The sequence below is a fragment of the Sphingomonas sp. jy18 genome, from assembly GCF_056931895.1.
In genome coordinates, this window is sequence record NZ_JBXPBT010000009.1 from 60780 (window position 1) to 86732 (window position 25953).

Annotated in this window: 25 protein-coding genes; 18 read left to right on the forward strand and 7 right to left on the reverse strand. The window is 68.6% G+C overall.

The features are described 5' to 3' along the window. The first annotated feature begins 128 nt into the window (after positions 1-128). On the forward strand, positions 129-1481 hold the full coding sequence (locus AC0QC4_RS15710; RefSeq protein WP_483661080.1) for a PQQ-dependent sugar dehydrogenase: 1353 nt from the start codon (positions 129-131) through the stop codon (positions 1479-1481). On the opposite strand, the gene AC0QC4_RS15715 is transcribed toward AC0QC4_RS15710, so the two are convergent. From AC0QC4_RS15715 to AC0QC4_RS15745, 7 genes are all read right to left on the reverse strand, one after another. Next, positions 1478-2704, reverse strand: a complete 1227-nt coding sequence (locus AC0QC4_RS15715) for a murein hydrolase activator EnvC family protein (RefSeq protein WP_483660980.1) — start codon at positions 2702-2704, stop codon at positions 1478-1480. The two genes, AC0QC4_RS15710 and AC0QC4_RS15715, sit on opposite strands and share 4 nt — an antisense overlap. Beyond that, positions 2701-3126, reverse strand: coding sequence for a 23S rRNA (pseudouridine(1915)-N(3))-methyltransferase RlmH (locus AC0QC4_RS15720; protein ID WP_483660984.1), 426 nt, complete (start codon positions 3124-3126; stop codon positions 2701-2703). Before AC0QC4_RS15720 ends, AC0QC4_RS15715 begins: the two co-directional genes overlap by 4 nt. 16 nt (positions 3127-3142) lie before the next feature. Next, positions 3143-3466: a ribosome silencing factor gene (gene rsfS / locus AC0QC4_RS15725; RefSeq protein ID WP_483661083.1), complete on the reverse strand. Its 324-nt coding sequence runs from the start codon at positions 3464-3466 to the stop codon at positions 3143-3145. 89 nt (positions 3467-3555) lie between these two features. Then, the gene (locus AC0QC4_RS15730; RefSeq protein WP_483660985.1) at positions 3556-4197 is read right to left on the reverse strand and encodes a nicotinate-nucleotide adenylyltransferase; all 642 of its coding nucleotides are present in this window, start codon (positions 4195-4197) and stop codon (positions 3556-3558) included. Then, entirely contained in the window at positions 4194-4475 is a 282-nt protein-coding gene (locus tag AC0QC4_RS15735; protein WP_483660989.1) for a type II toxin-antitoxin system RelE/ParE family toxin, read from the reverse strand. The genes AC0QC4_RS15730 and AC0QC4_RS15735 overlap by 4 nt, the downstream gene beginning before the upstream one ends. Then, a complete protein-coding gene (locus AC0QC4_RS15740) occupies positions 4472-4753 on the reverse strand; it encodes a CopG family ribbon-helix-helix protein (RefSeq protein ID WP_483660992.1) in 282 nt (93 codons plus the stop codon). Before AC0QC4_RS15740 ends, AC0QC4_RS15735 begins: the two co-directional genes overlap by 4 nt. A gap of 41 nt (positions 4754-4794) precedes the next feature. After that, complete coding sequence (locus tag AC0QC4_RS15745) at positions 4795-6078, reverse strand: glutamate-5-semialdehyde dehydrogenase (protein ID WP_483660995.1); 1284 nt, start codon at positions 6076-6078, stop codon at positions 4795-4797. Between the two features lie 67 nt (positions 6079-6145). Between AC0QC4_RS15745 and AC0QC4_RS15750 the strand changes: the two genes are divergently transcribed. The 17 genes from AC0QC4_RS15750 (at position 6146) to gspN (ending at position 25895) form a co-directional block, all read left to right on the forward strand. Then, positions 6146-7231 (forward strand): DUF3667 domain-containing protein, encoded by a 1086-nt coding sequence (locus AC0QC4_RS15750; protein WP_483660997.1) that lies wholly within the window; start codon positions 6146-6148, stop codon positions 7229-7231. Between the two features lie 61 nt (positions 7232-7292). Beyond that, positions 7293-8936, forward strand: a complete 1644-nt coding sequence (locus AC0QC4_RS15755) for an alkaline phosphatase D family protein (protein ID WP_483660998.1) — start codon at positions 7293-7295, stop codon at positions 8934-8936. A 100-nt stretch (positions 8937-9036) separates the two neighbouring features. After that, positions 9037-9420: a tetratricopeptide repeat protein gene (locus AC0QC4_RS15760; RefSeq protein ID WP_483661000.1), complete on the forward strand. Its 384-nt coding sequence runs from the start codon at positions 9037-9039 to the stop codon at positions 9418-9420. A gap of 319 nt (positions 9421-9739) precedes the next feature. Further along, positions 9740-11317: a hypothetical protein gene (locus tag AC0QC4_RS15765; protein ID WP_483661002.1), complete on the forward strand. Its 1578-nt coding sequence runs from the start codon at positions 9740-9742 to the stop codon at positions 11315-11317. Positions 11318-11414: 97 nt separating this feature from the next. Further along, positions 11415-14117: a TonB-dependent receptor domain-containing protein gene (locus AC0QC4_RS15770; protein WP_483661003.1), complete on the forward strand. Its 2703-nt coding sequence runs from the start codon at positions 11415-11417 to the stop codon at positions 14115-14117. Between the two features lie 173 nt (positions 14118-14290). After that, on the forward strand, positions 14291-15148 hold the full coding sequence (locus AC0QC4_RS15775) for a type II secretion system protein N (protein ID WP_483661005.1): 858 nt from the start codon (positions 14291-14293) through the stop codon (positions 15146-15148). After that, entirely contained in the window at positions 15145-17367 is a 2223-nt protein-coding gene (gspD, locus tag AC0QC4_RS15780; protein ID WP_483661007.1) for a type II secretion system secretin GspD, read from the forward strand. The genes AC0QC4_RS15775 and gspD overlap by 4 nt, the downstream gene beginning before the upstream one ends. 5 nt (positions 17368-17372) lie before the next feature. Then, positions 17373-18887 carry a type II secretion system ATPase GspE gene (gene gspE, locus AC0QC4_RS15785; RefSeq protein WP_483661009.1) on the forward strand — a complete coding sequence of 505 codons (1515 nt, stop codon included), beginning with the start codon at positions 17373-17375 and terminating at the stop codon, positions 18885-18887. Positions 18888-19040: 153 nt separating this feature from the next. Then, on the forward strand, positions 19041-20255 hold the full coding sequence (gspF, locus tag AC0QC4_RS15790; protein WP_483661011.1) for a type II secretion system inner membrane protein GspF: 1215 nt from the start codon (positions 19041-19043) through the stop codon (positions 20253-20255). 4 nt (positions 20256-20259) lie between these two features. Continuing rightward, positions 20260-20754 carry a type II secretion system major pseudopilin GspG gene (gene gspG / locus AC0QC4_RS15795; RefSeq protein WP_483661012.1) on the forward strand — a complete coding sequence of 165 codons (495 nt, stop codon included), beginning with the start codon at positions 20260-20262 and terminating at the stop codon, positions 20752-20754. A 6-nt stretch (positions 20755-20760) separates the two neighbouring features. Beyond that, positions 20761-21291 (forward strand): prepilin-type N-terminal cleavage/methylation domain-containing protein, encoded by a 531-nt coding sequence (locus AC0QC4_RS15800; RefSeq protein WP_483661014.1) that lies wholly within the window; start codon positions 20761-20763, stop codon positions 21289-21291. Beyond that, complete coding sequence (gene gspI / locus AC0QC4_RS15805; protein WP_483661016.1) at positions 21288-21707, forward strand: type II secretion system minor pseudopilin GspI; 420 nt, start codon at positions 21288-21290, stop codon at positions 21705-21707. Before AC0QC4_RS15800 ends, gspI begins: the two co-directional genes overlap by 4 nt. Before the next feature lie 26 nt (positions 21708-21733). Then, positions 21734-22348: a type II secretion system protein GspJ gene (locus AC0QC4_RS15810; protein ID WP_483661017.1), complete on the forward strand. Its 615-nt coding sequence runs from the start codon at positions 21734-21736 to the stop codon at positions 22346-22348. 74 nt (positions 22349-22422) lie between these two features. Beyond that, complete coding sequence (gene gspK, locus AC0QC4_RS15815; protein WP_483661019.1) at positions 22423-23421, forward strand: type II secretion system minor pseudopilin GspK; 999 nt, start codon at positions 22423-22425, stop codon at positions 23419-23421. Positions 23422-23551: 130 nt separating this feature from the next. Beyond that, positions 23552-24691: a type II secretion system protein GspL gene (gene gspL / locus AC0QC4_RS15820; protein WP_483661021.1), complete on the forward strand. Its 1140-nt coding sequence runs from the start codon at positions 23552-23554 to the stop codon at positions 24689-24691. Then, positions 24688-25179 carry a type II secretion system protein GspM gene (gene gspM, locus AC0QC4_RS15825; protein ID WP_483661023.1) on the forward strand — a complete coding sequence of 164 codons (492 nt, stop codon included), beginning with the start codon at positions 24688-24690 and terminating at the stop codon, positions 25177-25179. The genes gspL and gspM overlap by 4 nt, the downstream gene beginning before the upstream one ends. Then, positions 25176-25895 (forward strand): type II secretion system protein N, encoded by a 720-nt coding sequence (gene gspN / locus AC0QC4_RS15830; RefSeq protein ID WP_483661024.1) that lies wholly within the window; start codon positions 25176-25178, stop codon positions 25893-25895. The genes gspM and gspN overlap by 4 nt, the downstream gene beginning before the upstream one ends. Positions 25896-25953 lie beyond the last annotated feature (58 nt).

Here is a 25953-nt window from a genome sequence, read left to right on the forward strand (position 1 = left end):
CTGTGCCGGATAGCAGACGCAGTTGAGCGAACCCGCACCGGATTGGGTCAACAGCCGGTTTACCCTGTTGGCCACCCCTGCCGGCATCGCTTGCACCGGCCAGCGCTCCCGCGTAATTTGGGGTCATGCTGAAAAAGATCCTGCTCGGCCTGCTGGCCCTGATCGTCATCGGTGCCGCTGCCTTGTGGTTCGCCATGCAGCCGGACCCGGCCCGCCTGTCCAACGCGGAACTCACCGGGCGCGTGCCGGTATTGTCCGCCGTGCGCGAGCAGAGCATTCCGACGGTGCGGGTGGCGGATGCCGTGGGCTGGAGCGCTGGCGCCGCACCCACCGCCGCGCCGGGGCTGGCGGTCAACCGCTTTGCCGAGGGGCTGGACCATCCCCGCCAGATGCTGGTGCTGCCCAATGGCGATGTGCTGGTGGCAGAGAGCAATTCGCCGCCGCGCGAGGGCGGCGGGATCGAAGGCTGGGCGGCCCGCCAGATCATGGGCCGCGCCGGTGCCGGCGTGCCCAGCGCCAACCGCATCACCCTGCTGCGCGACGCCAATGGCGACGGCGTGGCCGAGGTGAAGACGCCCTACATAACCGGGCTCAACTCGCCCTATGGCATGGCGCTGATCGGCTCGACCCTTTACGTCGCCAACACCGACGCGCTGCTCGCCTTCGATTATGATCCCGCCGCGACCCGGATCACCGCCGCCGGTCGCAAGATCGTCGATCTGCCCGCCTATGGCAGCAACTCGCACTGGACCAAGAGCCTTGTCGCCGGGCCCAACGGCTTTCTCTATGTCGGCGTCGGCTCGAACAGCAATATCGCCGATGGTGGCCTCGAATGGGAGCGCGGCCGGGCGCTAATCCTCGAAGTGCGTCCGGACAGCGGCTACAAGCGTTCCTTCGCCAACGGCCTGCGCAACCCGGCGGGGCTGGCCATCCATCCTGTCACCGGGGAATTGTGGGCCACGGTCAATGAGCGCGACATGCTCGGCTCGGACATGGTGCCCGACTATCTGACCCAGGTGTCGGCAGGCAGCTTCTATGGCTGGCCCTGGTATTATTGGGGTGGCTTCGTCGACACGCGCGTGCCGCCGGAGGAACTCAACCGCGCGCAATATGTCCGCCGCCCGGACTATGCGCTGGGTGTGCACGTCGCCCCGCTCGGCTTCAGCTTCGTCACCGATCCGGCGCTCGGATCGCCGTGGGGCGCCGGCGCCTTCATTGCGCTGCATGGCTCATGGAACCGCTCGCCCGCGGCCGGCTACAAGGTGGTGTTCGTCGCCTTCGATGCCGATGGCAAGCCGACCGACACGCTGCCGCTCGACGTCCTGTCGAACTTCGTCAGCCCCGACGGCAAGGCGTGGGGCCGTCCGGCCGACGCACGGCAGGGCCGCGACGGCGCACTGCTGGTGGCGGACGATGTCGGCAACATCATCTGGCGGGTATCGCGGGCCGCACCGGCCGCCGCCGCTGCACCCGCCCGCTAACCGGCGAGAGCGGCCAGATCGACCGGCTGTCCGGCGCGACGCAGCTCCACCCCGACACGCGGCGATGCCGGGCCGACGCGCCCGAGCGGGCTGCCCTGCTCGACCCGGTCACCCGGCCGCACCGACACGGTGATTAAGCCGGTGATCAGGCTGGTCCAGCCGCCGCCATGGTCGATGATGACGATGCGGCCATAGCTGCGGAAGGTGGCGGCATAGGCAATCCGCCCAGCCGCCGGCGCCAGCACCTGCGCGCCCCCGGGCGCCGCGATGGTCAGGCCGCGCGAGCGGATGCCATCGGGCGCCGCTTCGCCGAAGCCGGTGACGACACGGCCAACCACCGGCAGGCGATAGGCCGGCTGGCGGCCGCCCAGATCCCGCCACAGGCTGCGCACGCCATCATTGCCGACGCTGCCCGGCCGCGCCACCGGCCCGGCCAGACGGGCCAGACGGTCGCGCCGCACCCCGTCATCCTCCAGCCGCTCGATCAGCCCGCCGATGCTGTCGGCATCTTCGGCGAGCACCGCCGCCCGGTCATTCTCCAGCGCCGCGCCGCTGGCGATGCGGGTGGCCTCGGCGCGGCGTGCGGCTTCGCTGCGCGCCAGCTCGGCACGCCGGTTGGCCAGCCGCTCGGCACCCGCGCGCGCCGCGCGCTGTGCCGCAGCCTGCGCTGCCGCCAGCCGCTCGTTGCGATCGAGCTCGCTGCGCAGCGCCGCCGTGCGCTGGCGGATGACCGGCAGTACGGCCTCGATCATCGCGCGGTTGTGGACCATGCGCCGGGCCGACCCCGGCTCGAACAGCATCGCCACCGCTGGGCGGCGGGAGAGCATCTGCAGGGACGCGAGCAGTTCGGCGACCGGCTGTTGCTGTGCCGCCAGCCGTGCCCGCTGCCGCGCCTGTGCGGTGCCGATCAACGCCGATTGCGCCTGCAATGCCGCCAGTTCGGCCTCCGCCGCCTGCACCGCCAGCCCCAGCGCGGCGCGCTCGGCGCGGTCCCGGTCGGCGCGGTCGGTCAGCGTGGCCGCCTGCGCGCGCATCGCGCGGGACCGCTGCGCCGCCTCCTGCGCCGCACGCCGCGCCTCGACCAGCGCAGCGCGTTCCTCGCGCGCCTCCATCGCCAGCGCATCGCTGACGGGCGCGCGCGACGGTGCAGCGGACAGGCTGGCGGTCGTCGCAAAAGCGAGCGCCACCGGACCGGACAACAAGGCGAGGCGAGACGGCGTCATCCGGCGCGATGATAGGGATGGCCGCTCAAAATGCTATGCGCCCGCCACAATTGCTCGGCGAGCATCGCCCGCGCCAACATGTGCGGCCAGGTCATGCGGCCAAAGCAGATCAACAGATCGGCGGCGGCGCGATCGGCATCGTCGAAGCCGTCGGCGGCACCGATGCAGAAACGCAGTTCGCGCACGCCATCGTCGCGCCAGTTGCCGATGCGCGCGGCAAAGGCGGCGCTGTCGAGGTCCTTGCCGCGCTCGTCGAGCAATATGGTGCGGGTGGCGCCATCAGCGGGCGGCAGGCCGGGCCCGCCCCGGTCCGGCCATTCGACGATGTCGACATCCCACGGCACCCGCTTGAGATAGCGCTGGACGATCTCGCCCTCAGGGTCGCGCCCGATGCGCCCGCGCGCGAAAATGCGGATGCGCATGACGGCAGGCGGAAGATCAGTGCTGCGCGGGCGTCGCGGTCGACAGCGTATCCCCGCCCCACATCCGCTCGAGATTGTAGAAGCTGCGCACTTCGGGGCGGAACAGGTGGACGATGACGTCGCCTGCATCGATCAGCACCCAGTCGGCGGTCGGCAGGCCTTCGATGCGCACGGTGCGATGCAGCTCGGTCTTGACCCGCTGGGCGATCTTGTCCGCCATCGCCGCCACGTGGCGCGACGAGCGGCCCGAGGCGATGACCATATGGTCGGCAATGCTCGACACGCCGGCAAGCGGGATCGAGACCGTCTCTGCGGCCTGATCCTCATCGAGCTGGTGCATGATCAAGGCGTGGATCGCGTCGCTCTCTGGCGCGGTCGGCGCGGCGACATGATCGGTGGGACGGGCCGGAACGGCGGTAGGTTGGGGGGTCAAGCGATATCCTCTGGCAAAAGCTGACGGGTAACGGCATCGCGCAATCCACGCGTGCCGATCGAACGGAACCAGTCGGGGTCTGCTGCGCGCAGGCGGGTCGCGGATCGCGGATCTGGCGGAAAGCGCAAGAACACGAGGGCCGGCGGACTCCAGCTCGTCCACTGCAATCTCTGGCTCGGCGGTCGGACGAAAGCCCGCAGCCAGCCCATCGCGGGAGCGCTACGGGCCGCACCATCATAGCCGGGTCTGGCGATCACCGCAATCGGCATCAACCGCGCAATCCTCCGCCACTCGCGCCACCGGTGCAACTGGGCGAGATTATCCGCCCCCATCAGCCACACAAACCGCCGGTCGGGGTATCGGCGGACGATCTTGGTCAGCGTATCGACGGTATAGCGCGTGCCCAACGTGCGCTCGATCGCCGTCGCACGGATGCGGGTGCCCCGCGCCATACGCTGCGCCGAGGCCAGCCGCGCCGGCAGCGGCGCCATCCCCTCGCGCAGCTTCAGCGGATTGCCCGGCGAAACCAGCCACCACAGCTCGTCCAGCCCCAATGCCTGCATCGCCAGCAGGCTGATCGAGCGATGCCCGCCATGCGCCGGATTGAAGCTGCCGCCGAGGAGGCCGGTGGGGATCATTTGCGCCAGTCGCTAGCGGCGTGGTGGACGCGCAATATGGTCACCGACTGGTCATCGTAGCGATAGACCAGATTGAGCGGAGTTCGACCGACGCGTATCTTGCGCCACGCACTGTTCTCGAGAGGTGCGCCGAGTGCGGGATTGTCGGCCAGCAGCCGTTCGATATGCGCGATTTTGGTCAACGCGTTAAAGATAAACTCGGGGCGCGCAGTGACATACGGGTCGAACAGCGCGGCCAAATCGGCCTTTGATGGCGTCGCCCAGATGACTTGCCTCACGCAGCCTCGCGGCCTTGTTCACTGACGCGCGCAATTGCATCGGCGTAGCGGTCATGCAGCCAGTCCATCATCTCGGCGTGCGAGATGACATCGCCACGATCAGCAGCATCGACGCCCTCCTGGATGAACTCCAGATACTCCGCCTCCTCCTGCGCCATCCGTTTCACCGCATCGGCGACCAGCCAGGCGCGGCTGCGCTGGCGGGCGGCGGCGACCTTGTCGAGAAGGGCGGCGGTTTCCGCATCGATGCGGGCGGAGATGACGACAGGCTTGCTCATGCGCGCAATGTATCACTTGTATACAAATGGTGCAAAGCGATTCACGGACGCACTTGCCCCGTCCCCCGCCCCACCCATTTGTAGGTCGTCAGCCCTTCCAGCGCGACCGGGCCGCGCGCGTGCAGGCGCCCGGTCGAGATGCCGATTTCTGCGCCGAGGCCGAATTCGCCGCCGTCGGCGAACTGGGTGGAGGCGTTCCACAGGGTGATGGCGCTGTCGCAGGCTGACAGGAAATGCTCGGCAGTGGCGGCGTCCGCCGTGATGATCGCCTCGGTATGGCCGCTGCCGTGGGTAGCGATATGGTCGAGCGCGGCGTCGACGCCGTCGACCCGCGCGATGGAGACGATCGCGTCGAGATATTCGGTGCCCCAATCGGCGTCGCTGGCGGCCGCGACACGCGGGTCGAGCGCAGCGATGGCCGCGTCGCCGCGCACCTCGCAGCCCGCGTCGAGCAGAGCACCGACGATGCGCCCCGGCTCGGCAAAGCCGCGGTCGATCAATATCGTCTCCGCCGCGCCGCAGATGCCGGTGCGGCGCAGCTTGGCGTTGACCGCGATCGCCTCGGCCATCGCCGGATCGGCGGCGCGGTCGATATAGACGTGGACGATACCGTCGAGATGCGCGAGCACAGGCACGCGGGCGTCGTTCTGGACGCGCTCGACCAGGCTCTTGCCACCGCGCGGGATGATGATGTCGATCAGCCCCTGCGCGGCGAGCATGGCGCCAACGGCGGCGCGATCCTGCGTCGGCACCAGTTGCACCGCATCGACCGGCAGACCGGAGGCGGAGATGCCGGCGACCAGCGCGGCGTGAATCGCGCGATTGCTGTTCACCGCCTCGCTGCCGCCGCGCAGGATAACGGCATTCCCAGCCATCAGCGCCAGCGCCGCAGCATCGGCCGTCACATTGGGTCGGCTTTCATAGACGATGCCGATGACGCCGAGCGGCACGCGGACCCGGCTCAGCGCCAGCCCGTTGGGCGGCCTGAGGGTGTCGATCACGGCGCCGACCGGATCGGGAAGGCGCGCCACCGCCTCGACCGCCGCCGCGACACCCTCCAGCCGCGCCTCATCCAGCCGCAGCCGGTCGAGCATCGCAGACGACAGGCCACGCTCGGCGCCCGCCGCCATGTCGATTGCGTTGGCGGCGAGGATGGCCGGCGCGTCGGCGCGCAATTGCGCGGCCGCAGCGTCGAGCGCAGCGGCCTTGGCCGCGGTCGAGGTGCGCGCCAACGTCCGCGCCGCAGCGCGGGCGGCGTGCGCCATGCCGGTAATCAGGGCGATAGTGTCGGTCATTGCGGTCCCGCCGTTAGCATCGCAACGCATCTGCCGCAAAGCGCTTGCCGCGCTTGGCCGCGCTGGTATCACTGGGCGCGATCACAGGGGGGATTTTGTGAGCGGCGAAATCGAAGCCATCGGCGAGTTGATGACCGGCGGTCTTACGGCCCGGGCGCTTGAGCCGGGCCATGGCGAGGGCCATGGCACCGCGCATGGCCGCTGCCTCAACTGCGGGCATTTCCTGACCGGCCCCTATTGCGACCGCTGCGGACAGACTGCGCATGTCCATCGCTCGATCGGTGCCTTCGGCCACGACATCCTGCACAGCGTGCTGCACTTCGAAGGCAAGGCGTGGCGCACGCTGCCCATGCTGTTCACCCGCCCCGGCGAACTGACCCGGCGCTACATCAACGGGGAACGCGCGCGCTTCTTCTCCCCGCTCGCGCTGTTCCTGTTCGCGGTGTTCCTGACCTTTGCCGTGTTCAGCGTGATGGGCACGGGGCTCGAACCGGGCGATTTCAAACCCGGCGAGGCCGCCGACCGGCAGACCGCGGCATTCCAAATCGACCAGCAATTCGGCGCCGCCATCGCCCAGACCGAACGCCGCATTGCTGCGGCGCGCGCCAGCGGCGCGCCGGTGGCCGAGCTCGAACGCGAGCTTGCCGCCCAGCGCAGCACCCGCGATGCGGCCGAGCGGGTGATCGGCATCGAGCGGACCGAGACGGGCGAGATGGCACGCAACTTCAGCTTTTTCGGCTTCAAGACAGGTAACGCGGCGATCGACCATCTGATCGACAAGGCCAACAATAATCCGGCGCTGATGCTCTACAAGATCCAGGGCAATGCCTATAAGTTCGCCTGGGCGCTGATCCCGCTCTCCGCCCCCTTCCTGTGGCTGCTCTACCCCTTCAGCCGCCGCTTCGCGATCTACGACCATCTGGTGTTCGTGACCTACTCGATCAGCTTCATGCTGCTGCTCGCCATCCTGCTGCGGCTGGCCGGCGCGGCGGGGATCGGGGGTGGCTGGATCGGCTTCATCTTCGTCTTCTATCCGCCGCTGCACATGTACAAGCAGCTCCGCGGCACCTATCGCGGGTCGCGGTTGGGCGCGCTGCTGCGCACGTTCCTGCTGATCAATTTCACGCTTGTCGTGCTCACCCTGTTCCTCGCCGGACTGCTGGCGCTGGGGGCGCTGGGCTGAGCCGACACCGGCCTGTCATCGACGGATGGCATGGGTGGAGCGAAACTGGAGGGACGATCCGATGCGCATGACCACCGCCTGGTGCCCCGACCGCCGCCTGTTGCTGCGCCTTGGCACATTGGGGGTCGGCGCCTTGTCGCTGCCCGGCGCGGCACAGACGATCGGCGCGCGCGGTTTCACCCATGGCGTCGCCAGCGGCGAGCCGTCGGCGAGCAGCGTCCTGCTGTGGACGCGCTATGTCGGCAGCAGCGCAGAGACGCGGTTGACGGTGGAGGTATCGGACAGCGCGGACTTTGCCCGGATCGTTGCCGGTGGCACGGCGACGGCGAGCGCGGAGCGCGACGGCACCGCCAAATACACGGTCGACGGGCTCGCCGCAGGTCGCTGGTATTTCTACCGCTTCGTCGCGCCCGATGGCGCGCGCAGCTGCACCGGCCGCACCCGCACCCTGCCCGAAGGGCCGACGCCGCGGTTCAAGCTCGCGGTCTTTTCCTGCTCCAACATGGGTTTCGGCTGGTTCAATGCCTATGCCGATGCGGCCGAACGCGGCGACATCGACCTCGCCGTCCACCTCGGCGACTATATCTACGAATATGCACCGGGCGAATATCCCGCCCGCAATGCGACCATCGCCGGGCGTGACTTTCTGCCGACGCGGGAAATAGTGGCGCTCGCCGACTATCGCCTGCGCTACGCCAGCTACCGCGCCGACGCGGCGTTGCAGCGTCTGCATCAAGTGGTGCCGATGATCTCGCAGTGGGACGATCACGAGCTGGCCAACGATGCCTGGATGGACGGCGCGCAGAACCATCAACCGGACAGCGAAGGCGACTGGGCGATGCGCAAGGCGATTGCGCTGCGTGTCTATCGCGAATGGATGCCGGTCAGCGATACCAACTGGCGCAGCTATGAGATCGGCGATCTGGCGACCATCGCGCTCCCCGAAACCCGCATTTCGGGCCGGATGAAGCAGTTCGACTATGCCGAGATCGTCGACGGTGCGCGGGGTGGTGCCGACGTCTCCGCACGCCTCGCCGCCTTCCGTGACGGCGCCTGGCAGGACAGCGCGCGGACGTTGATGGGTGCGCAGCAGGAGGCATGGCTGACCGCGCTGCTCGGCCAGTCGGTCCGGCGCGGCACGAAATGGCAGGTGCTGGCGCAGCAGCTGGTGATGGGCACACTCCGCTCGCCGCCCGAGGCGGCGCGCTGGGTGCCGGCCGGCGCGCCCGACTATGTCCGCGCCCGCTTCGCGGTGGGCCAGGCGGCAGCGGCGGCCGGACTGCCGCTCAATCTCGACGCATGGGACGGCTATCCGGCGGCGCGCGCCCGCCTGCTTGGCGCGGCGCAATCGGCCGGGGCCAATCTGGTGGTATTGTCGGGGGACAGCCACAACGGCTGGGCGTTCGATCACGATCATGACGGCCGACCGGCCGGAATAGAATTCGGCGGGATGAGCGTCACCTCCGCCGGCTTCGAAGCCTATGTCCCTGCGCCCCCGGCCGATGTCGCCACCGCGCTGCTGCGCGCCAATCCCGGCCTGCGATGGGCCGATACCGCACGGCGCGGCTATATGGCCGTGGAACTGACTCCGGAGCGTGCCACTTCCACGTGGCGCATGTGGGATTCGGTGCGCAGTTCGGGCACCCGCCACGACGCGGAGTCTAGCCTTTCTGCCATTCACGACACCAATCGCCTCGTTCCATGACATTCTAGTTTCAAGAAAATGACAGATACGTGACATTTCTATTGCAGTGATGTCACATTAGTGTCACCTTTCGCTCCTGACCCCGTTCAGGAGAGAGACAATGACCCGTATCCACCTTGTTCTTGCCCTGTCGGCAGGCCTCGTCGGCAGCGCTGCTGTCGCCCAGGAGCAGCCGGCAGGCGAAATCGGTTATGCACAGGGCGCGCTTGGCTATGACGCGCTGCGTGCGGGCGACCTGCGCACCGCGGAATTGCAGATCGAATCGGCCCAGGGCGTCGATGCCGCCGATCCGGCCCGCCTCATCAATCTGGGTTACATCCACATGCGCACCGGCCGCATCCAGACCGCGCAGCGCCTGTTCGAGGCCGCGCGCGACAGCCGCCAGCCGGTGATGCTGGAACTGGCCAATGGCGAAGCGATGTCGTCGCGCGATGTCGCCCGGCGCGCCCTCGCGCGCCTCGCCCCCATTCTCGCCGGTCGCTGAACCGGACTTCGGCAGTATTTCAGGAACGATGCCGGGCCGCTGCTTTGCTGGCGGCCCAGCACCGCGCGCGCCGAGCGGCCCTGTACTCCGGGCTTTGCCGTTGAAGTCCGCGCACGCCCTGCCTGGCCGTGTAACATTATCGTCACCGATAAGCCTTTTGGCCGTCACAGTATCGCAATCGAAGCGTCACTGAACTGGCATCATCGAGTCATCAACGCGGCCTAGTGACCCCCTCGGCGGTCGCCCGGGGAACGGTCGCATTCAGCAGTCTCCGGGGCGTGCGCGCAGCATTTGTCCTTAACCCCGGAGCATCGATTCCATGGCACCTTCCGCCCACCTCCGCACGGCCCTGCTCGCCGGTGTGGCTTCGCTGACCCTGGCCGCTTGCGGCGCTGACGACATTGCTTCGCCCGGCGAAGGCGTGATCGTCCTGCCGGCCCCGACCCCGGCGCCGACGCCCACGCCGACCCCGACCCCCACGCCGACCACGGTGACTCCGGCCGCTGCCTGCCCGACCATTGCCGGTCCGAACCAGCTGTCCGACCTCGGCACCATCTCCGGCCCGCAGGGCACCTGGCGCAACTGCGGCTTCCCGGCCCGTTTCACCGCCACCACCGCCATTCCGCGCGTTGCCGGCGTCATCTACTCGCTGCCCGGCCGTGTCGATGTCGGCACCGATCAGGGTGCGACCAGCACCAACAATGACGTGACGCTGACCATCGACCCGGGCGTGACCATTTTCGGCGCCACCGGCGTCTCCTTCCTCGCGGTCAACCGTGGCAACCGCATCGATGCGGTCGGCACCGCCACCCAGCCGATCGTCTTCACCGGCCGCGGCAATGTCGTCGGCTCCGCCGATGACCAGACCAGCCAGCTGTGGGGCGGCGTCGTCCTGCTCGGCCGCGCGCCGATCACCGACTGCCTTGCCACCGCCGCCACCCCCGGCACCGCCGCGTGCGAGCGCGATACCGAAGGCACCTCCAATGCGCTGTACGGGGGCGCCCAGCCCGCCGACAATTCGGGCCGCATGAGCTTCGTCCAGATCCGCTATTCGGGCTTCATCCTGTCGGCGAACAGCGAACTGCAGGGCCTGACCCCGTCTGGCACCGGTTCGGGCACCCAGCTCGACAATATCCAGATCCACAACAGCTCTGACGACGGCATCGAGGTGTTCGGCGGCCGCGTCAACATGCGCAACCTGGTGCTGACCGGCAACGAGGACGACAATCTCGACACCGATGTCGGCTACAAGGGCTTCATCCAGCGCGTGATCGCGGTGCAGCGTGCCGGCGGTGCTGTCGGCGACTCGATGATCGAAGCCGACTCCGACAACGCGCTCGACGGCCAGACCCCGCGTCAGAACACCCGCCTCGCCAACTTCACCTTCGTGCAGCGCACCTCGGCCGGTGGCAATGCGGTCGCCATGCTGCTGCGCGGCGGCACCGACTACACCATGGTCAATGGCGTCGTCGTCAGCCCCAACCTCCCCTGCCTGCGCATCAGCCGTGCGCAGACCGCATCGACCACCGCCGATGCCACCATCGACGAAGCCGGCGCGCCGGTGTTCCGTTCGGTGGTGATGCAGTGCGGCACGCCGGCCTTCCAGGGCGCGAACAGCGTGACCGAGGCGGCCGTTGCCTCCATCTTCGGCACCGGCACCAACAACAACAACTCGGCCTTCACGCCGTCGCTCACCAGCCTCTTCATCAACGGTGCCAACGAGACCGCGGTCACCGCCTTCAACGCGTCGACCCTGGGCAGTTTCTTCACGAACCTGAACTTCGTCGGCGCGGTGCGTGATGCGGCGGACACCTGGTACGCTGGCTGGACCTGCAACTCGGCGACGGCGAGCTTCGGTTCGACCAGCGGCGCGTGCACGGCGATCCCGACCACCTGAGCCGATCAGTGACCGATTGACGGGGCGGAGTGTCGGCAAGTCCGCGCTCCGCCCCATTTGCCTAATGCTTCAAGGGCCTAAGCCTTCAAGGGGACGAATGATGAAGCCGCAATCCGTGCTGCGCCTGCTTCTGTTGTCGACAGCGCTGGTATCGCCAGCCGCCTATGCGCAAACCGCGCCGAGCCAGGACGCGGCCGAGCCGCCGGTCGCGGCGGAAACCACCGATGCGGGCGAGCAGCCTGCCGAGGAACAGGTGGATATCTCGATCCCCGGCGGCGGTGGCGACACGGGCGAGGACATCATCGTTCGCGGCCGCTTCACTCCCAACCCGATCCGCGCGACCCCGGAAGTGGTCTCGGTGCTGTCGGCGGCCGACATCGCCCGTACCGGTGAAGGCGACATCGCCGGCGCGCTGACCCGCGTCACCGGCCTCAGCGTCGTCGGCAACGGCTTCGTCTATGTTCGCGGCCTTGGCGACCGCTATTCGCTCGCCCTGCTCAACGGCTCGCCGCTGCCCAGCCCGGAACCGCTGCGCCGCGTCGTCCCGCTCGACCTGTTCCCCACCAACGTCATTTCCTCGACGCTGGTGCAGAAGAGCTTTTCGGTCAATTTCCCTGGCGAATTCGGCGGCGGCGTCGTCAACCTCACCACCCGCGCCATCCCCAGCGAAACCTTTTTCGAAATCGGCGGCAGCATCTCCGGCGATACCGAATCGACCTTCCAGCTGGGCTATACCTATTTCGGCAGCCCGACCGATTTCACCGGCTTCGACAACGGCGAGCGCGACATCCCCGGCCCGCTCGCGGCAGCGCTCGCCAGCGGCAACCCGATCCTCGAAGGCGCGGACTACAGCCGCCGCGACCTCGGCCTGATCGCCAGTTCGCTCAGCAACGCGCGCACCACGGTGCTGCAGCGCAATGACGATATTCCGATCAACTGGTCGGCCAATTTCGTCGGCGGCACCGCCATCGACGTCGGTTCGGACCGGCTCGGCATCATCGCCACCGCCGGCATCAGCAACTCGTGGCGCGTGCGCGACGTGCTGCAGCAAACCCCCGGCACCGCCGACCTGTCGCAGGCGCAGACCGATTTCCAGCGGGTAATCACCGACAACCGCATCGTCGTCAACGGCCTGCTCGGCCTCGGCTACGAGTTCGGCGAGCATCAGCTGCGCTGGACCAACCTCTACATCCGCGACTCGCTCAAGCAGGCGCGGCTCGGCCTCGGTACCGATACCAACCAGCAGGGCCGCGACATCATGGAGCAGGACACCGCCTGGTATGAACGGCAGCTGTTCGACACCCATCTGGTCGGCGAGTTCGATTTCGACACCATCGATCTCGATTTCCGCGTCGGCTACTCCAATTCGCAGCGCGAGGCGCCCTATGAGCGCAGCTTCACCTACATCCGCTCCAACCTGCCGCTGACGCAGGACCCGGTCGGCAACGAGTTCGTCAACGACCTCGGCGGCAACCGAGGTGAGGCCTCGATCGCCTTCTCTGACCTCAACGAGGATCTCTATTCGGGCGGCGCCGACCTCTCCTACGAAGTCACCTCCGACATCGATCTGACCGTCGGCTACGCCTATAGCGATACCGAGCGCACCTCGGTGCGGCGCGCCTTCGTCTATCGCGCCAACAACCTGCCGCTCGCCGTGCAGCAGTTGCGCCCCGACTTCCTGGTGTCGGATGCGACCATCCAGCTCTACGACATCATCCTGCAGGAAACCTCCGCGCAGGACGGCACCGCCGCCTTCGATGCCGCGCTCGAAACCCACGCCGGCTATGCCCAGGTCAAGGCAAACATCATCGAAGGCGTCAGCGTCAACGCCGGCGTGCGTTATGAAGACGCCACCCAGACGGTGGTTCCGGTCGACCTGTTCAACACCGGGTCGAACGCGATCGTGCAGACCGATCTCGAGAACAGCTACTGGCTGCCCGCGATCACCGTGACCTGGGAACCCGCCGCAGACATGCAGGTGCGGGCCAACCTGTCGCGCACCATCGCCCGCCCGCAGTTCCGCGAGCTGGTCGCGCAAATCTATCTCGATCCCGAAACCAACCGCAACTATCGCGGCAACCCGTCGCTGGTCGACAGCCAGCTGACCAACGCCGAGCTGCGCTACGAATGGTATTTCGCGCGCGAACAGCGGGCCACGGCTGCGGTCTTCTACAAGAAGATCGACAATCCGATCGAGGCCTACACCGCCTTCTCGGACAATGACATCAACACCCGCTTCGCCAACGCGCCGTCGGCGACGCTGTGGGGGGTCGAGCTCGAACTGCAGAAATATTTCTACACCGACACATGGGATGGCGCCTTCTGGGCCAACCGCCGCTTCGTCGTCATCGCCAACTACACCTACACCAATTCCGAAATCTCGGTGGGTGCCAACGATACGACGCTGGTCGACGGGGTCTCCACCCCGGCGTCCGACCTGTTCTTCGACGGCGTGCCGCTGACCGGACAGTCGGACCATCTCGCCAACCTGCAGCTCGGCCTCGAAGACACCGACTCACTGTCGCAGCAGACCTTCCTGCTCAACTATGCAAGCCCGCGCGTCACCCAGCGCGGCCCGTCAGGCCTGCCTGACCTCGAGGAGCGCCCCGGCTTCACGCTCGACTTCGTCGCGCGTCAGGGCGTGCAGGTCTTCGGGCAGACGCTGGAAGTGAAGTTCGAGGCGCGCAACATCACCAATCGTCGCTACACCGAAGTCGAATCGAACGGCCAGAACCGCATCTTCTTCAACCGTTACGACGTCGGCACGACCTTCTCGCTTGGCGCCAGCCTGAAGTTCTGAACCGGGTCAGCATGCCAAAAAAACCGACCCCTCTCCGCCCGCTCGGCGGGGAGGGGTTTCGTTTTGGCACTCAGCCGGTAGCGGCTGTCACAAACTCGTCGCTTGACTGTCACTTCAGAGTCATGCGCAGTAACTAGCGCCGTCATCGGACTTCGGGGACTCCGCCGCCTGTCATGAACCTGACCATCGATCCGCGCCTGCGCCGACGCTTCAAGGCCCTGCCGGTCGATTGGCCGCGCCGGTTGCTGCTGGGCGCGCTGGTGCTGATCCTGGTCGTGCAGCTCGTGCGCCTCCTGTTCGCGCTGATCAGCCCGGCCACGCCGCTCGGCGACTGGCAGCCAAAGATGCCGCAGGACATGGCACCGGCCGCTCGCGCCGAATTGTTCGGCCGCGTCGATCCCTTCTATCGCAGCATGCAGACCGCCTCGGAATCGACCAGCCAGGTCACCGGCCTGCAGATCCAGCTGTTCGGCATCCGCATGAACTATGGCACCGACCTCGGCTCGGCGATCATCGCCGGCGCCGACGGCATCCAGAACAGCATCGGCGTGGGCGAGGACATCCAGCCCGGCGTCAAGCTGGTCGCGGTGCGGTTCGACCATGTCGAGATCGACAATGCCGGCAAGCGCGAGCTGCTCTACCTCGATCAGGCGCAGGGCGCGGCGGTCGCCGCCGGTACCGCGCCGGGCCCGACGCTGAGCGCGCCGATGCAGCCCAATGCAGAGATCAGCGGCACCATCCCGATCAGCCCGATGTCGATCCGCGCCGGCATCTCCTTCTCGCCGCGCAGCGAAGGCGGGCGGGTCACCGGCATCGCCGTCGGCCAGCAGGGGGACGGCAGCGCCTTTCAGGCCGCCGGCTTTCGCAACGGCGACGTGATCCGCAGCATCAATGGCCGCCCGGTCAACGCCGCCGGCGATGCCGCCAGCCTGCTCAGCCAAGTCCAGCCTGGCGCGCGCCTGTCTCTCGAAGTCGAACGCGGTGCCGGCACCGTGCCCATCGCCATCATCATCCCGAACGGAAACCCATGAACGCTCGCTTCGCCTCGCTCCTCATCGCGCCTGCCGCGTTGATCGCCTATGCCCAGCCGGTGCTGGCGCAGCATGTGCTCAACGTGCGCGATGCTGACATCCGCGCCTTCATCGCCGATGCGGCGCGGGTGACGGGCCGCACCTTCGTCGTCGACGGGCGCGTGCAGGGCAAGGTCACCGTGGTCACCGAACGGCCGCTCAACCGCGCCGAATATTTCGAGATTTTCCTGTCGACGCTGCGCGCCAACGGGCTGATCGCCATTCCGCTGCCCAACGGCAGCTACCGCATCCAGCCGACCGACAATGCCGCCAGCCAGCCCAGCCGCCTCGGCACCGGCGGCGCCAGCGCCAACCAATATGTCACCGAAGTGATCCGGCTGCGCTATGTCGACGCCACCCAGGCGATCGAGACGCTGCGCCCGCTGGTCAGCCCGCAGGGATCGGTCACCGCCAACCGCAACGCCAATAGCCTGGTGGTCGTCGATTTCGCCGACAATGTCCGCCGTGTCCGCGCGCTGATCCAGTCGATCGACCGGGACGCCAGCGCCACCCGCCTCGTCCACCTGCGCAACGCCGGAGCGCGGGAGATTGCCGCGTCGCTGCAGCAACTCGGCGCCGGCCAGGGCGGAGCCAACGGCGCACCTGCCACCGGCGGGGTGACGGTCGCCGCGTTCGATTCGTCGAACAGCATCGCCATCCGCGGTGACGCGGCGCAGGTCGAGCGTTTTGCCGCGCTCGCCAACGAGCTCGACGAACGCGCTGCCTCGGCCGCGGAAATCCGGGTCTATACGCTGCAGCACGCCGATGCGGCGCGGCTGCTGCCGACACTGCAGCAACTGGTCGGCGGCGGCAGCGACCCGACCCTGCCCAGCGCGACGCCGCGCACCGATGGCGGCAGCAGCGGCGGCAACGGCAGCGGCGGCGGCAATGGCGGGGGCGCGGCCCCTGCTCCGGCCGCTGCGCCCACCTCGGTTTCGGGCAACGGCAACAGCATCGCCACCCGCGGCCCGGCGATCATCACCCGCTACGAGGGCGTCAACGCGATTATCGTGGCCGCCAATCCCGATGTGCAGCGCATGATCGGTGAGCTGATCCGCCAGCTCGATTCGCGCCGCCAGCAGGTGCTGGTCGAAGCGATCATCGTCGAGATCGGTGACAATGCAGCACGCCAGCTCGGCGCGCAGTTCCTGCTCGGCGGAGAGAATGTCCCCTTCCTCGCCACCAACTATTCCAACGCCAATCCCAATATCCTGACCCTGGGTGCGGCCTATGCCGGCTATGAGCTGTCGCGCGAGACGACGACGATCGACGGCAATGTCGTCACCACCAGCTCGAACAACCCGCTCGGCTCGTCGGTGACCGAAGCCGCCGCCGCGCAACTGCTCGGCGCGACCGGGGGCTTTGCCGGTTTCGCCGGCGACATCGGCCGCAACACCGTGTTCGGCGCAATCATCAATGCCGTGCAGTCCGACACCGAATCCAACCTGCTCGCCACCCCGCACATCGTCACGCTCGACAACAGCGAGGCGCGTTTCCTGGTCGGTCAGGAAGTGCCGATCACCACCGGCGAGGCGCTGTCCGACAATTTCGACAATGCCTTCCGCACCGTCCAGCGCGAGGAAGTCGGCATCAAGCTGACGGTCACGCCGCAGATCAATGCCTCGGGAGAGGTCAAGCTCTACATCGCGCAGGAAGTATCGAGCGTGGCCGGACCCGTCTCCAGCCGCTCGAGCGATCTCATCCTCAACAAGCGCCTGTTCGAGACCGTGCTGACCGTCGATGACGGCGAAATCCTCGCCATCGGCGGCCTGCTCAACGATGACGAGCGCCGCACCATCGAACGCATCCCGCTGCTGTCGGACATCCCGCTGATCGGCGAGCTGTTCCGCAGCCGCAGCCGCTCTCGCTCCAAGACCAACCTGATGGTGTTCATCCGCCCCACCATCCTGCGCGACCGCGCCGACAATGCCGAGCTGACCGCGCGCCGCTTCGGCTATCTGCGCGCCGAACAGCTGGCCCGAAACCCCGAAGCCGAGCCGGAAATCGACCTGCTGGTCCGCGACTATCTGGGCACCACCCCGCCGGGCATCGCCCCGCGCGGCGACGATGTCATCATTTCCGCCGCGCCGATCAGCGATCTGCGCGCGCCCGATGCGCCGGTCGAAGACGCCGACATCCCTCCCAGCAGCGCCGCCCCGCCCCCTCCCCCGCAAGGCTGACCGCGATGGACATCGACCGCCTCCCCGTCGACATCCCCTACGCCTTCGCGCGCAAGCATGGCGTGGTGCTGGAGCAACCGGCCGACGCCGCGCCCAAGGTCAGCTTGCGCGAAGGTGCAGACCCCCGCATTCTCATCGAGGTGCGGCGCTACCTGGCCCGCGGCTTCGACGTGGAGTTCGTCTCCTCGACCCGCTTCGACGAACTGCTGTCCGATCATTACGCCATGGATTCGCAGGCCGCCATGGCCGGCGCGATTGCGGTCGGGCAGGACAGTCTCGACATTCTCGCCACCGACCTGCCCACCGCCGACGACCTGCTCGACAGCGCAGACGACGCCCCCGCCATCCGCCTGATCAACGGGATCATCGCCGATGCAGTGCGGCAGGGGGTCAGCGACATCCATATCGAACCCTATGAGAGCGGCCTCGTCGTGCGCATGCGCATCGACGGCGTGCTGCGCGAGGTGCTGAAGATGCCGCCGCATGTCGCGCCTGTCGTCGTCAGCCGCATCAAGGTGATGGCGCGGCTCGACATCGCCGAGCGGCGCGTGCCGCAGGACGGACGCATCGGCCTGACGCTCGGCGGCAAGAGCCTCGACGTGCGCGTCTCCACCCTGCCCAGCCGCGCCGGGGAGCGGGTGGTGCTGCGTCTGCTCGACAAGGACAATGCCGGGATCGACTTCGATCTGCTCGGCCTGTCGGGCGAGGCCGACCGCATCCTGCGCGCGGCGCTCGCCGAACCCAATGGCATCATCCTCGTCACCGGGCCGACCGGATCGGGCAAGACGACCACCCTCTATGCCGCACTGCGCCAGCTCAACGACGGCAGCCGCAATATCCTGACCGTCGAGGACCCGGTCGAATATGCGGTCGACGGCGTCGGCCAGACCCAGGTCAATCCCAAGGTCGGGCTGACCTTTGCCGCCGGCCTGCGCGCCATCCTGCGCCAGGACCCCGACGTGGTGATGGTCGGCGAAATCCGTGACCGGGAAACGGCGGACATCGCCGTCCAGGCCTCGCTGACCGGGCATCTCGTGCTCTCGACCGTCCACACCAACGACGCCATCGGCGCGATCACCCGCCTGCGCGACATGAAGATCGAGCCGTTCCTGATCGCATCCTCGCTGCGCGCGGTCGTGGCGCAGCGGCTGGTGCGGCGGCTGTGCCCCGAATGCCGCACCCCGGTACAGGCCGAAGGCAGCGTCGCCAGCCTGCTCGGTTTCGATCCTGGCACGGTCGTCTATCGCGCCACCGGCTGCCCGGCCTGCAACGGCAGCGGCTACAAGGGCCGCATCGGCGTGTTCGAGGCGCTGGCGGTCGACGATTCCATCCGCCGCCTGATCAACGACGGCGGCGATGAGGCGATCATCGCCCGCCATGCCTTCCTCCACGCACCGACACTCGGCTCCGCCGCCCGGGCGCTGGTCCGCGCCGGCGAAACCACGCCCGAGGAAGCGATCCGCATTTCGCGGCGCGAGGCGGAGCCGGAGGCTGCGCCGGTTGCGGTGAGCGAGGCGTGAGGGTGGCGCTGTCAGGTCCTCCCCGGCACGGGGAGGGGGACCAGCGAAGCTGGTGGAGGGGCAGGCGGTCGCGCCGCAACCCCCCTTGCCCAATGAACCGCCCCTCCACCATCCTCCGGATGGTCCCCCTCCCCGTGCCGGGGAGGACCGGTTGTGGCTGACTTCCGCTACCTCGCAATCGACCCCGCCGGGCGCGAAAAGCGCGGCCATATCGCCGCGCCCGATGACGCAGCCGCCCGCGCGGCGCTGGCCCGGTCCAAACTCTATGTCGTCGAATGCGCCCCCGGCCCCCCGCCAGAGGCGCGCGCGCCGCTGCTCAAGCTCGATCGCGGCAAGCTCAGCCAGCGCGAACTATCGCTGTTCACCCGCCAGGTGGCGACGCTGACCCAGGTCAGCCCGCTCGAGGAAGCGCTGCGCACCGCCGCGCGCCAGTCTGAGGCGGAGCATGTCCGCCGCATCGTCGGTACCGTCCATGCCGGCATCACCGAAGGCCGCCGCCTCGCCGACGCCATGGCGCGCGAGCCCAAAAGCTTTCCGCCGCTCTATCGCGCGATGGTCTCCGCCGGCGAATCCTCGGGCTCGCTTCCGACCATCCTCGACCGGCTTTCGGTCCTGCTCGAACGACAGGCGGAGGTGCGCGGCAAGCTGATGGCGACGCTCGCCTATCCCATCGTGCTCACCATCGTCGCGCTGTGCGTCATCGCCGCCTTGATGATCTGGGTGGTGCCGCGCGTGGTCGAGCAGTTCGATACCGTCGGCCAGCAGTTGCCGCTGCTGACCCGCATCGTCATCGGCGTGTCCGATGCGATGGCGGGCTGGTGGTGGGCGATCCTGCTCGTCATCGGCGTGATCGTCGCCGGGGCGGCATCGATCCTGCGCCAGCCCGGACCGCGGCTGGCCTTCGATGGCTGGCTGCTGCGGCTGCCCTTGCTCGGCCGGCTGCTGCGCGACCTGCATGCGGCCCGCTTTGCCCGCACGCTCGGCACGATGGTCTCAAGCCGCCTGCCGCTGGTCGAAGGGCTGCGCCTGACCATTCCCACCATCCGCAACCGCGTGCTGCGCGCCGCGACCGAGAGCATCGTCGAGGCGGTGCGCGGCGGTGGATCGCTGTCCGCCGCGATGCGCAGCGCCGCGGTCTTCCCGCCGCTGCTCGTCTATCTGGCCGCCAGCGGCGAGGCGTCAGGCCGGCTCGAGGTGATGCTGGAGAAAGCCGCCGACTATCTCGAAAAGGAGTTCGACCGCTTCACCTCCACCGCGATGGCGCTGCTCGAACCGCTGATCATCGTCGTCATGGGCGTGATCGTCGCGCTCATCATCCTTTCCATCCTGCTGCCCATCCTGCAGCTCCAGCAACTGACGGGTCCCTAAAGTCATGCGCCTGCTCTTCCTCGCCCTGTTCGCCGATTTCAGCCGCAATCGCGACGCGACACCCGCGCGCCGCAAACGCTACGAACGCGGCTTCACGCTCACCGAACTGATGGTCGTGATTTTCATCATCGGGCTGCTCGCCACCGTCGTGCTGATCAATGTGCTGCCCAGCCAGGACCGGGCGATGGTGACCAAGGCGCGCGCCGACATCAGCACGCTCGAAAATGCCATGGAACAGTATCGGCTCGACAATCTGACCTATCCGTCGGCGGGCGACGGCCTCAACGCGCTGCGCGCCGCCCCCGCCAGCCTTGCCGACCCGAGCCGTTATCGGCCGGGCGGTTACATCCGCAACCTGCCCAGCGATCCGTGGGGTCGGCCCTATCAGTTGGGCGTGCCCGGCCGGAACGGCGCGCCGTTCGACATCTACTCGCTCGGCGCCGATGGCGCGCCGGGGGGCACCGAGGAGAATGCCGATATCTATGGTGGCGAGGGGTAGGGTCGGATGCTTGCCCCCCAGCTCGTCTTTGCGAGCGCAGCGAAGCCATCCAGAGCGGCTCTACGCCACACCGGATTGCTTCGCCGCGCTCGCAATGAGGGCAAAGAGGCTGGCTTCACTTTGGTCGAACTGATGGTGGTGCTGGCCCTGATCGGCCTTGCAGCCGCTGCGGTCATCCTGACCTTGCCGCCCGCCGGCGGCAACGCGCGCGATGAGGCGACGCGCTTTGCCGCCCGCGTCGCCGCGCTGCGCGACCGCTCGGTGATCGAAGGGCGCACGCACGGGCTGTGGGTGACCGCATCGGGCTATGGCTTCGAGCGCCGCACCGCGGATGCCTGGCAGCCGCTCGACGACGGCCGCCTGTCCCGCGCCGACTGGCGCAACGGCACCGCCATCACCGTCGACGGCAGCGCGCAGGGCCGGTTGAGTTTCAGCCGCGTCGGCCTGCCCGACCGGCCGATGCGGGTCGACTTCCGCAGCGGAGAGACCGCGGCGGCCGTGGTCATCGACGCCGCCGGAGAGGTGGCGGTGCGATGAGATTCGCACGCCTCCCTATCCCCAAGCCCGAGTATCCCGAGGGAAAGAGAAGCGGGCGCGACGTCGGGAACCAATCCGGCTTCACCCTGCTCGAAATGCTCGTCGCCATCTCGGTGCTCAGCATCGCGGCGTTGGCGCTGGTGCGGCTCGATGCCTTCACGCTGCGCTCCACCGCCGATCTTTCGGCCAGCACCGCTGCGCAGATTGTCGCGAGCAACAAGGCGGTCGATTTCGCCACCGATCCCGCCGCGCCGACCATCGGGGTCGCGCAGGACGTGGTCAGCAACGGCGGGCAGAGCTGGCGCATCACCAGCCGCATCGCCGCCACCGCCGACCCCAGCCTGCTGCGCATCGACATCGCGGTCACCGGCAACGGTGGCCGTGCCAACCTGACCATCATCAGGCCCGCAGGATGAGGCAAGCGCTCGCCCTTCCGTCGGGGATGCAGCTCTGCAAAGAGCGCGGCTTCACCCTCGTCGAACTGCTGGTCGCGCTGACCATCTTCGCGATGGTCTCTGCCGCCGGCGTGATGCTGCTGCGCTCGAGCATCGATACGCAGATGGCGGTCTCCAAGCGCCTGTCCGAAGGCGGCGGCGTCAACCGGTTGCGCGCCATCATCGGCAGCGAACTGGCCAGCGCGCAGCCTCGCCCGGTGCGGGACCAGAGCGGCAATCCGCTGCCGGCCTTCGTCGGCGAAAGCGGCAGCATCGCTTTCGTCCATGCGGCAGACAGTGGCGGGGTGGAAGGTGCGCTCGGGCGGTCGCGCTATGCGCTCGAAGGCGGCGCGCTGATCCGCCAGGCCAGCCCGCAAGTCGATGGTGCCAACCCCGGCGACCCGGCACCGCTGGTCCGCGAGGTCACCGCCGCACGCTGGCGGTTCCGCAGCCTCGACGGCGGCTGGAGCGAGGCCTGGCAGCCCGATGATCCCGCCCGCCTGCCCCGCGCTGTCGAACTGACGCTTGAGCGCCGCGGCGCCGCACCGCTGGTGCTGCGTTTCCTGGTCGGTCCCGACGGCCTGCCACCGCCGGGCCAGGAACCGCAAGGGGATGCGCCGTGAACGCCCCTCCGTACAAAGCCAGTCGTCATTGCGAGCGACGCGAAGCAATCCAGTGCCGCGCAAACCGCCCTGGATTGCTTCGCTCCGCTCGCAATGACGACAGGAACGAACAAGGCGCGGCCCTGCTCACCGTGCTGCTCCTCGTCGCGGTGATGGCCGTCATTTCCGCAGCAGCAGTCGAGCGCCTCACCCTTGCCACCCGGCTGGCCGGCAGTGCCGCCGCGGTCGAGCAGGCGCGTCATTTCACGCTGGCGGCGGAAGCGCTGGCACTGCGCCGCATCGAAAGCCAGCTCGCCCGCGCCAACGGGCAGGTGACGGCGGACGGCGGCTGGATCGACAAGCCCTTCACCCTGCCGCTGCCCGGTGGCAGCGCGACGATGACGGTCGGCGACGGCGCCAACTGCTTCAACCTCAACAGCCTGGTGGCCGAGGCGACGGTTGGCGGCAACACCATCCGCCCGCTGGCCATCGAGCAATATGTCGCGCTGATGCAGGCGCTCGGCATCGAGCGCGGCACGGCAGACCGCATCGCGGCGGCGAGCGGCGACTGGATCGATGCCGACCAGATCGAATCGCCGCTCGGCGCGGAAGATTCGACCTATGCGCGCGGGCCCACGGCCTATCGCAGCGCCAACCGCGCGATGGTCGACGCCAGCGAACTTGCCGCGGTCGCCGGCGTCACGCCCGCGCTGGCGCAGCGGCTGAAACCCTGGGTGTGCGCGCTGCCGGTCAACGATCTGTCGCCGATCAACGTCAACACGCTGCTGCCCGAACAGGCACCGCTGCTGCAGATGCTGGTCCCTGCCCAGCTCTCGCCCGCACAGGCACGTGCGCATCTGGCCGCGCGTCCGGCGGGCGGCTATGGCAGCGTCAATCGCTTCTGGAGCGCGCCCACGCTCGGCGGGCTGGTCCCGTCCGGCGATGCCGCGAGCCAGGTCAAGCTGACGACGCGCTGGTTTCGATTGCGCACCACGGTAAGGCTGGGCGACGTCACGCTGGCGAGCGAATCGCTGATCGATGCCGGAGAGCCGCCGGCCCGGGTGGTGCGGCGCAAATGGGGACCGGAGTTTTGAGTTTCGATACGTTGCCCACGCCGCACACCCCTGGCCCTGAGCGTGTCGAAGGGCGTTTCTCAGTGACGAGAAACGCCCTTCGGCAGGCTCAGGGCTGTGCAATCATGTGCCGTCTGGCAAGGCACGCCGCATGAGCGGCCGCGACGCCCTGATCATCGCCCTGCCGGCTGGCGGCGCGGATGCGGACCGTGCCCCATGGTGGCGCGTCATCGACGGCCAGATCACTCAGGCGGGGGATGCGCTCGACTGGCTGCACCCGTCCGCCGAAGGCCCGCTGGCCGCAGAGACCCATGTGCTCGCCATCGCCCCCGCCGCCGATGTCGTGCTGCACCGCGCCAGCTTCACCGGCCTCACCACCAAGCAGGCAGAGGCCGCCGCCAAACTGCTGGTTGCCGAACAGAGCCTGACCGGTGCGGACAGCCTGCACGTCGCCATCGGCGCGCCCGATGCCGATGGCACGCGGGACATTGCGGCGGTGGACGCCGGAACCATGGCGCGCTGGCTCGCCTTCGGGCAGGTGCACGGGCTGGATCTGACGGCGGTTGTCCCCGCCGGCCTGCTGATTGCGCCCTCGTCCGATCCCGATACGCTGGTCCGCGCCCGCATCGGCGGGGAGGAGCTGCTGCGCACGGAGGCCAGCGCCTTCATCGCCGATCCGGTGCTGGTCACCCACATCGCCGGCGGTGAGGCGCGCATCGTCGATGCCGCGCCCGAGACGGTGGAGGCGGAGCTGATCGCCGCCTGCGATGCCGCCGCCGTCGATCTGCGCAGCGGGCGGTTTGCGCGCAAGCCGGCCGGCTGGTTCGACCTTGCGCTGGCCCGGCGGGTCGCGATGCTGGTCGGCGCCATCCTCATCGTCAGCCTGTCGATCGCGGTCGCCCGTATTGGGCGGCTCTATGCTGAAATCGCCAGCATCGATGCCGCCGCAGAGGCACGGGTTGCCGAGGCCCTGGCCTCCCCCCCGCCGCTCGACCAGGCGGTGGCGCAGCTCGACGCCCGGCTCGGCGCACTCGGCGGTGGCCCGGCGCGGGTGACGACACCTATGGCTGCGCTGGTCGCGGCGATGGAACCGGCGACCACCGTCGGGCTCGACAGCGTGGCGTGGAGCGGGGACGGGCTGCTGCGCGTCACGCTGGGCGCGCCCAGCAATGAGGCGATCAACCCGGTGCTGCTGACGTTGCAGACGCAGGGCTATACCATCACCGCCCAGCCGCGCGCCGGAACCGATGGGCGGGCGCTGGCGGACATCACCTTGAGGGCGGGACGATGATGACGGCGATCCGCAACTGGTGGACAGGGCTGTCCGACCGCGAGCGCGTGTTGGTCGGCATCGCCGCCGCGCTGGCCGCAGGGGTGCTGCTGTGGCTGGGCACTTTCGGCGTGTGGGCAGCGCTCAGCGACGCGCGGGCTGCGCATGGCGCGGCGGTGGACCGCGCAGCGGCAATCGACGCGCGCGTCGATGCGATCAAGGCGCTGGAGGCCGCGGGCAGCCGTGACGCCTCCGGGGCCACCGCCAGCGCGGCAACGCTCGATCTCTATGTCGCGCAATCGGCCGCCGAGCGCGGCCTCACGCTGGCGCGCAACGACCCGCAAGGGGCTGCGTCGACCAATATTGCCATCTCCAATGTCCGCGCGCCGGACGCGCTCGCCTGGCTCACTGCGCTCGAGGAAGCGCATGTGCTCGCCGCCGACCTGTCGCTGCGCCCCAACGCCGACGGCACCGTCGCGCTCACCGCCACGCTGCGCAGACCGTCATGACCATGTTCTCCACCACACGCGCCCGCCTCCTCGTCGCCTTTGCCCTGCTCGCAGCACTAATCCTGTTCCTGCCCTTGCGCCTCGCCGCCGGGCTGATCGGGTTCGGCGATGTCGGCCTCAGCGCACGCAGCGCCGGGGGCACGGTGTGGAGCGGCCGGCTCGAACAGGCGCGGCTTGGCGGCTTCGACCTCGGCACGCTCGACGTCGGCCTGAAACCGCTGCCGCTGCTGCTCGGCCGCGCCAGCATGGCCATAGAACGGCCGGTTGCCGATGGCGCGCCGCCGCTTGCAGGCACCGCCTCGCTCGGCATCGGCCGCCGCGCGGTCGAGGGGTTGAGCGGCACGATCAGCGGCGGCGATATCGGCAGCCTGCCGATCGAGAGCATCGCGTTCGATTCCGCGACCATCGTCTTTGCCGACGGCCGCTGCGTCGAGGCATCGGGGCGGGTGACCTTGACCGTCGGCCTCTCCATCGCCGGGCTGCAATTGCGCAACGGCATGACCGGCGGCCTCAATTGCGAAGGGCGCGATCTGGTGACGACGCTGGTCGGCCAATCCGGGCTCGAGCGGCTGCGCCTCACCATCGATCCGCAGGGCAATTATGTTGCACGGCTGCTGGTGCAGTCGACCGATCCGGTGCTGGGCGCGGCGCTGACCACCGCCGGCTTCGGCCCGACCGCGGAAGGCTATGTGCGCACGGCCCGGGGGCGGTTGTGAGTTGGGCCTTCTGCTCGCGCTGATCAAGTTCGCATCGATCCGTAGCCCAGAGCTTGTC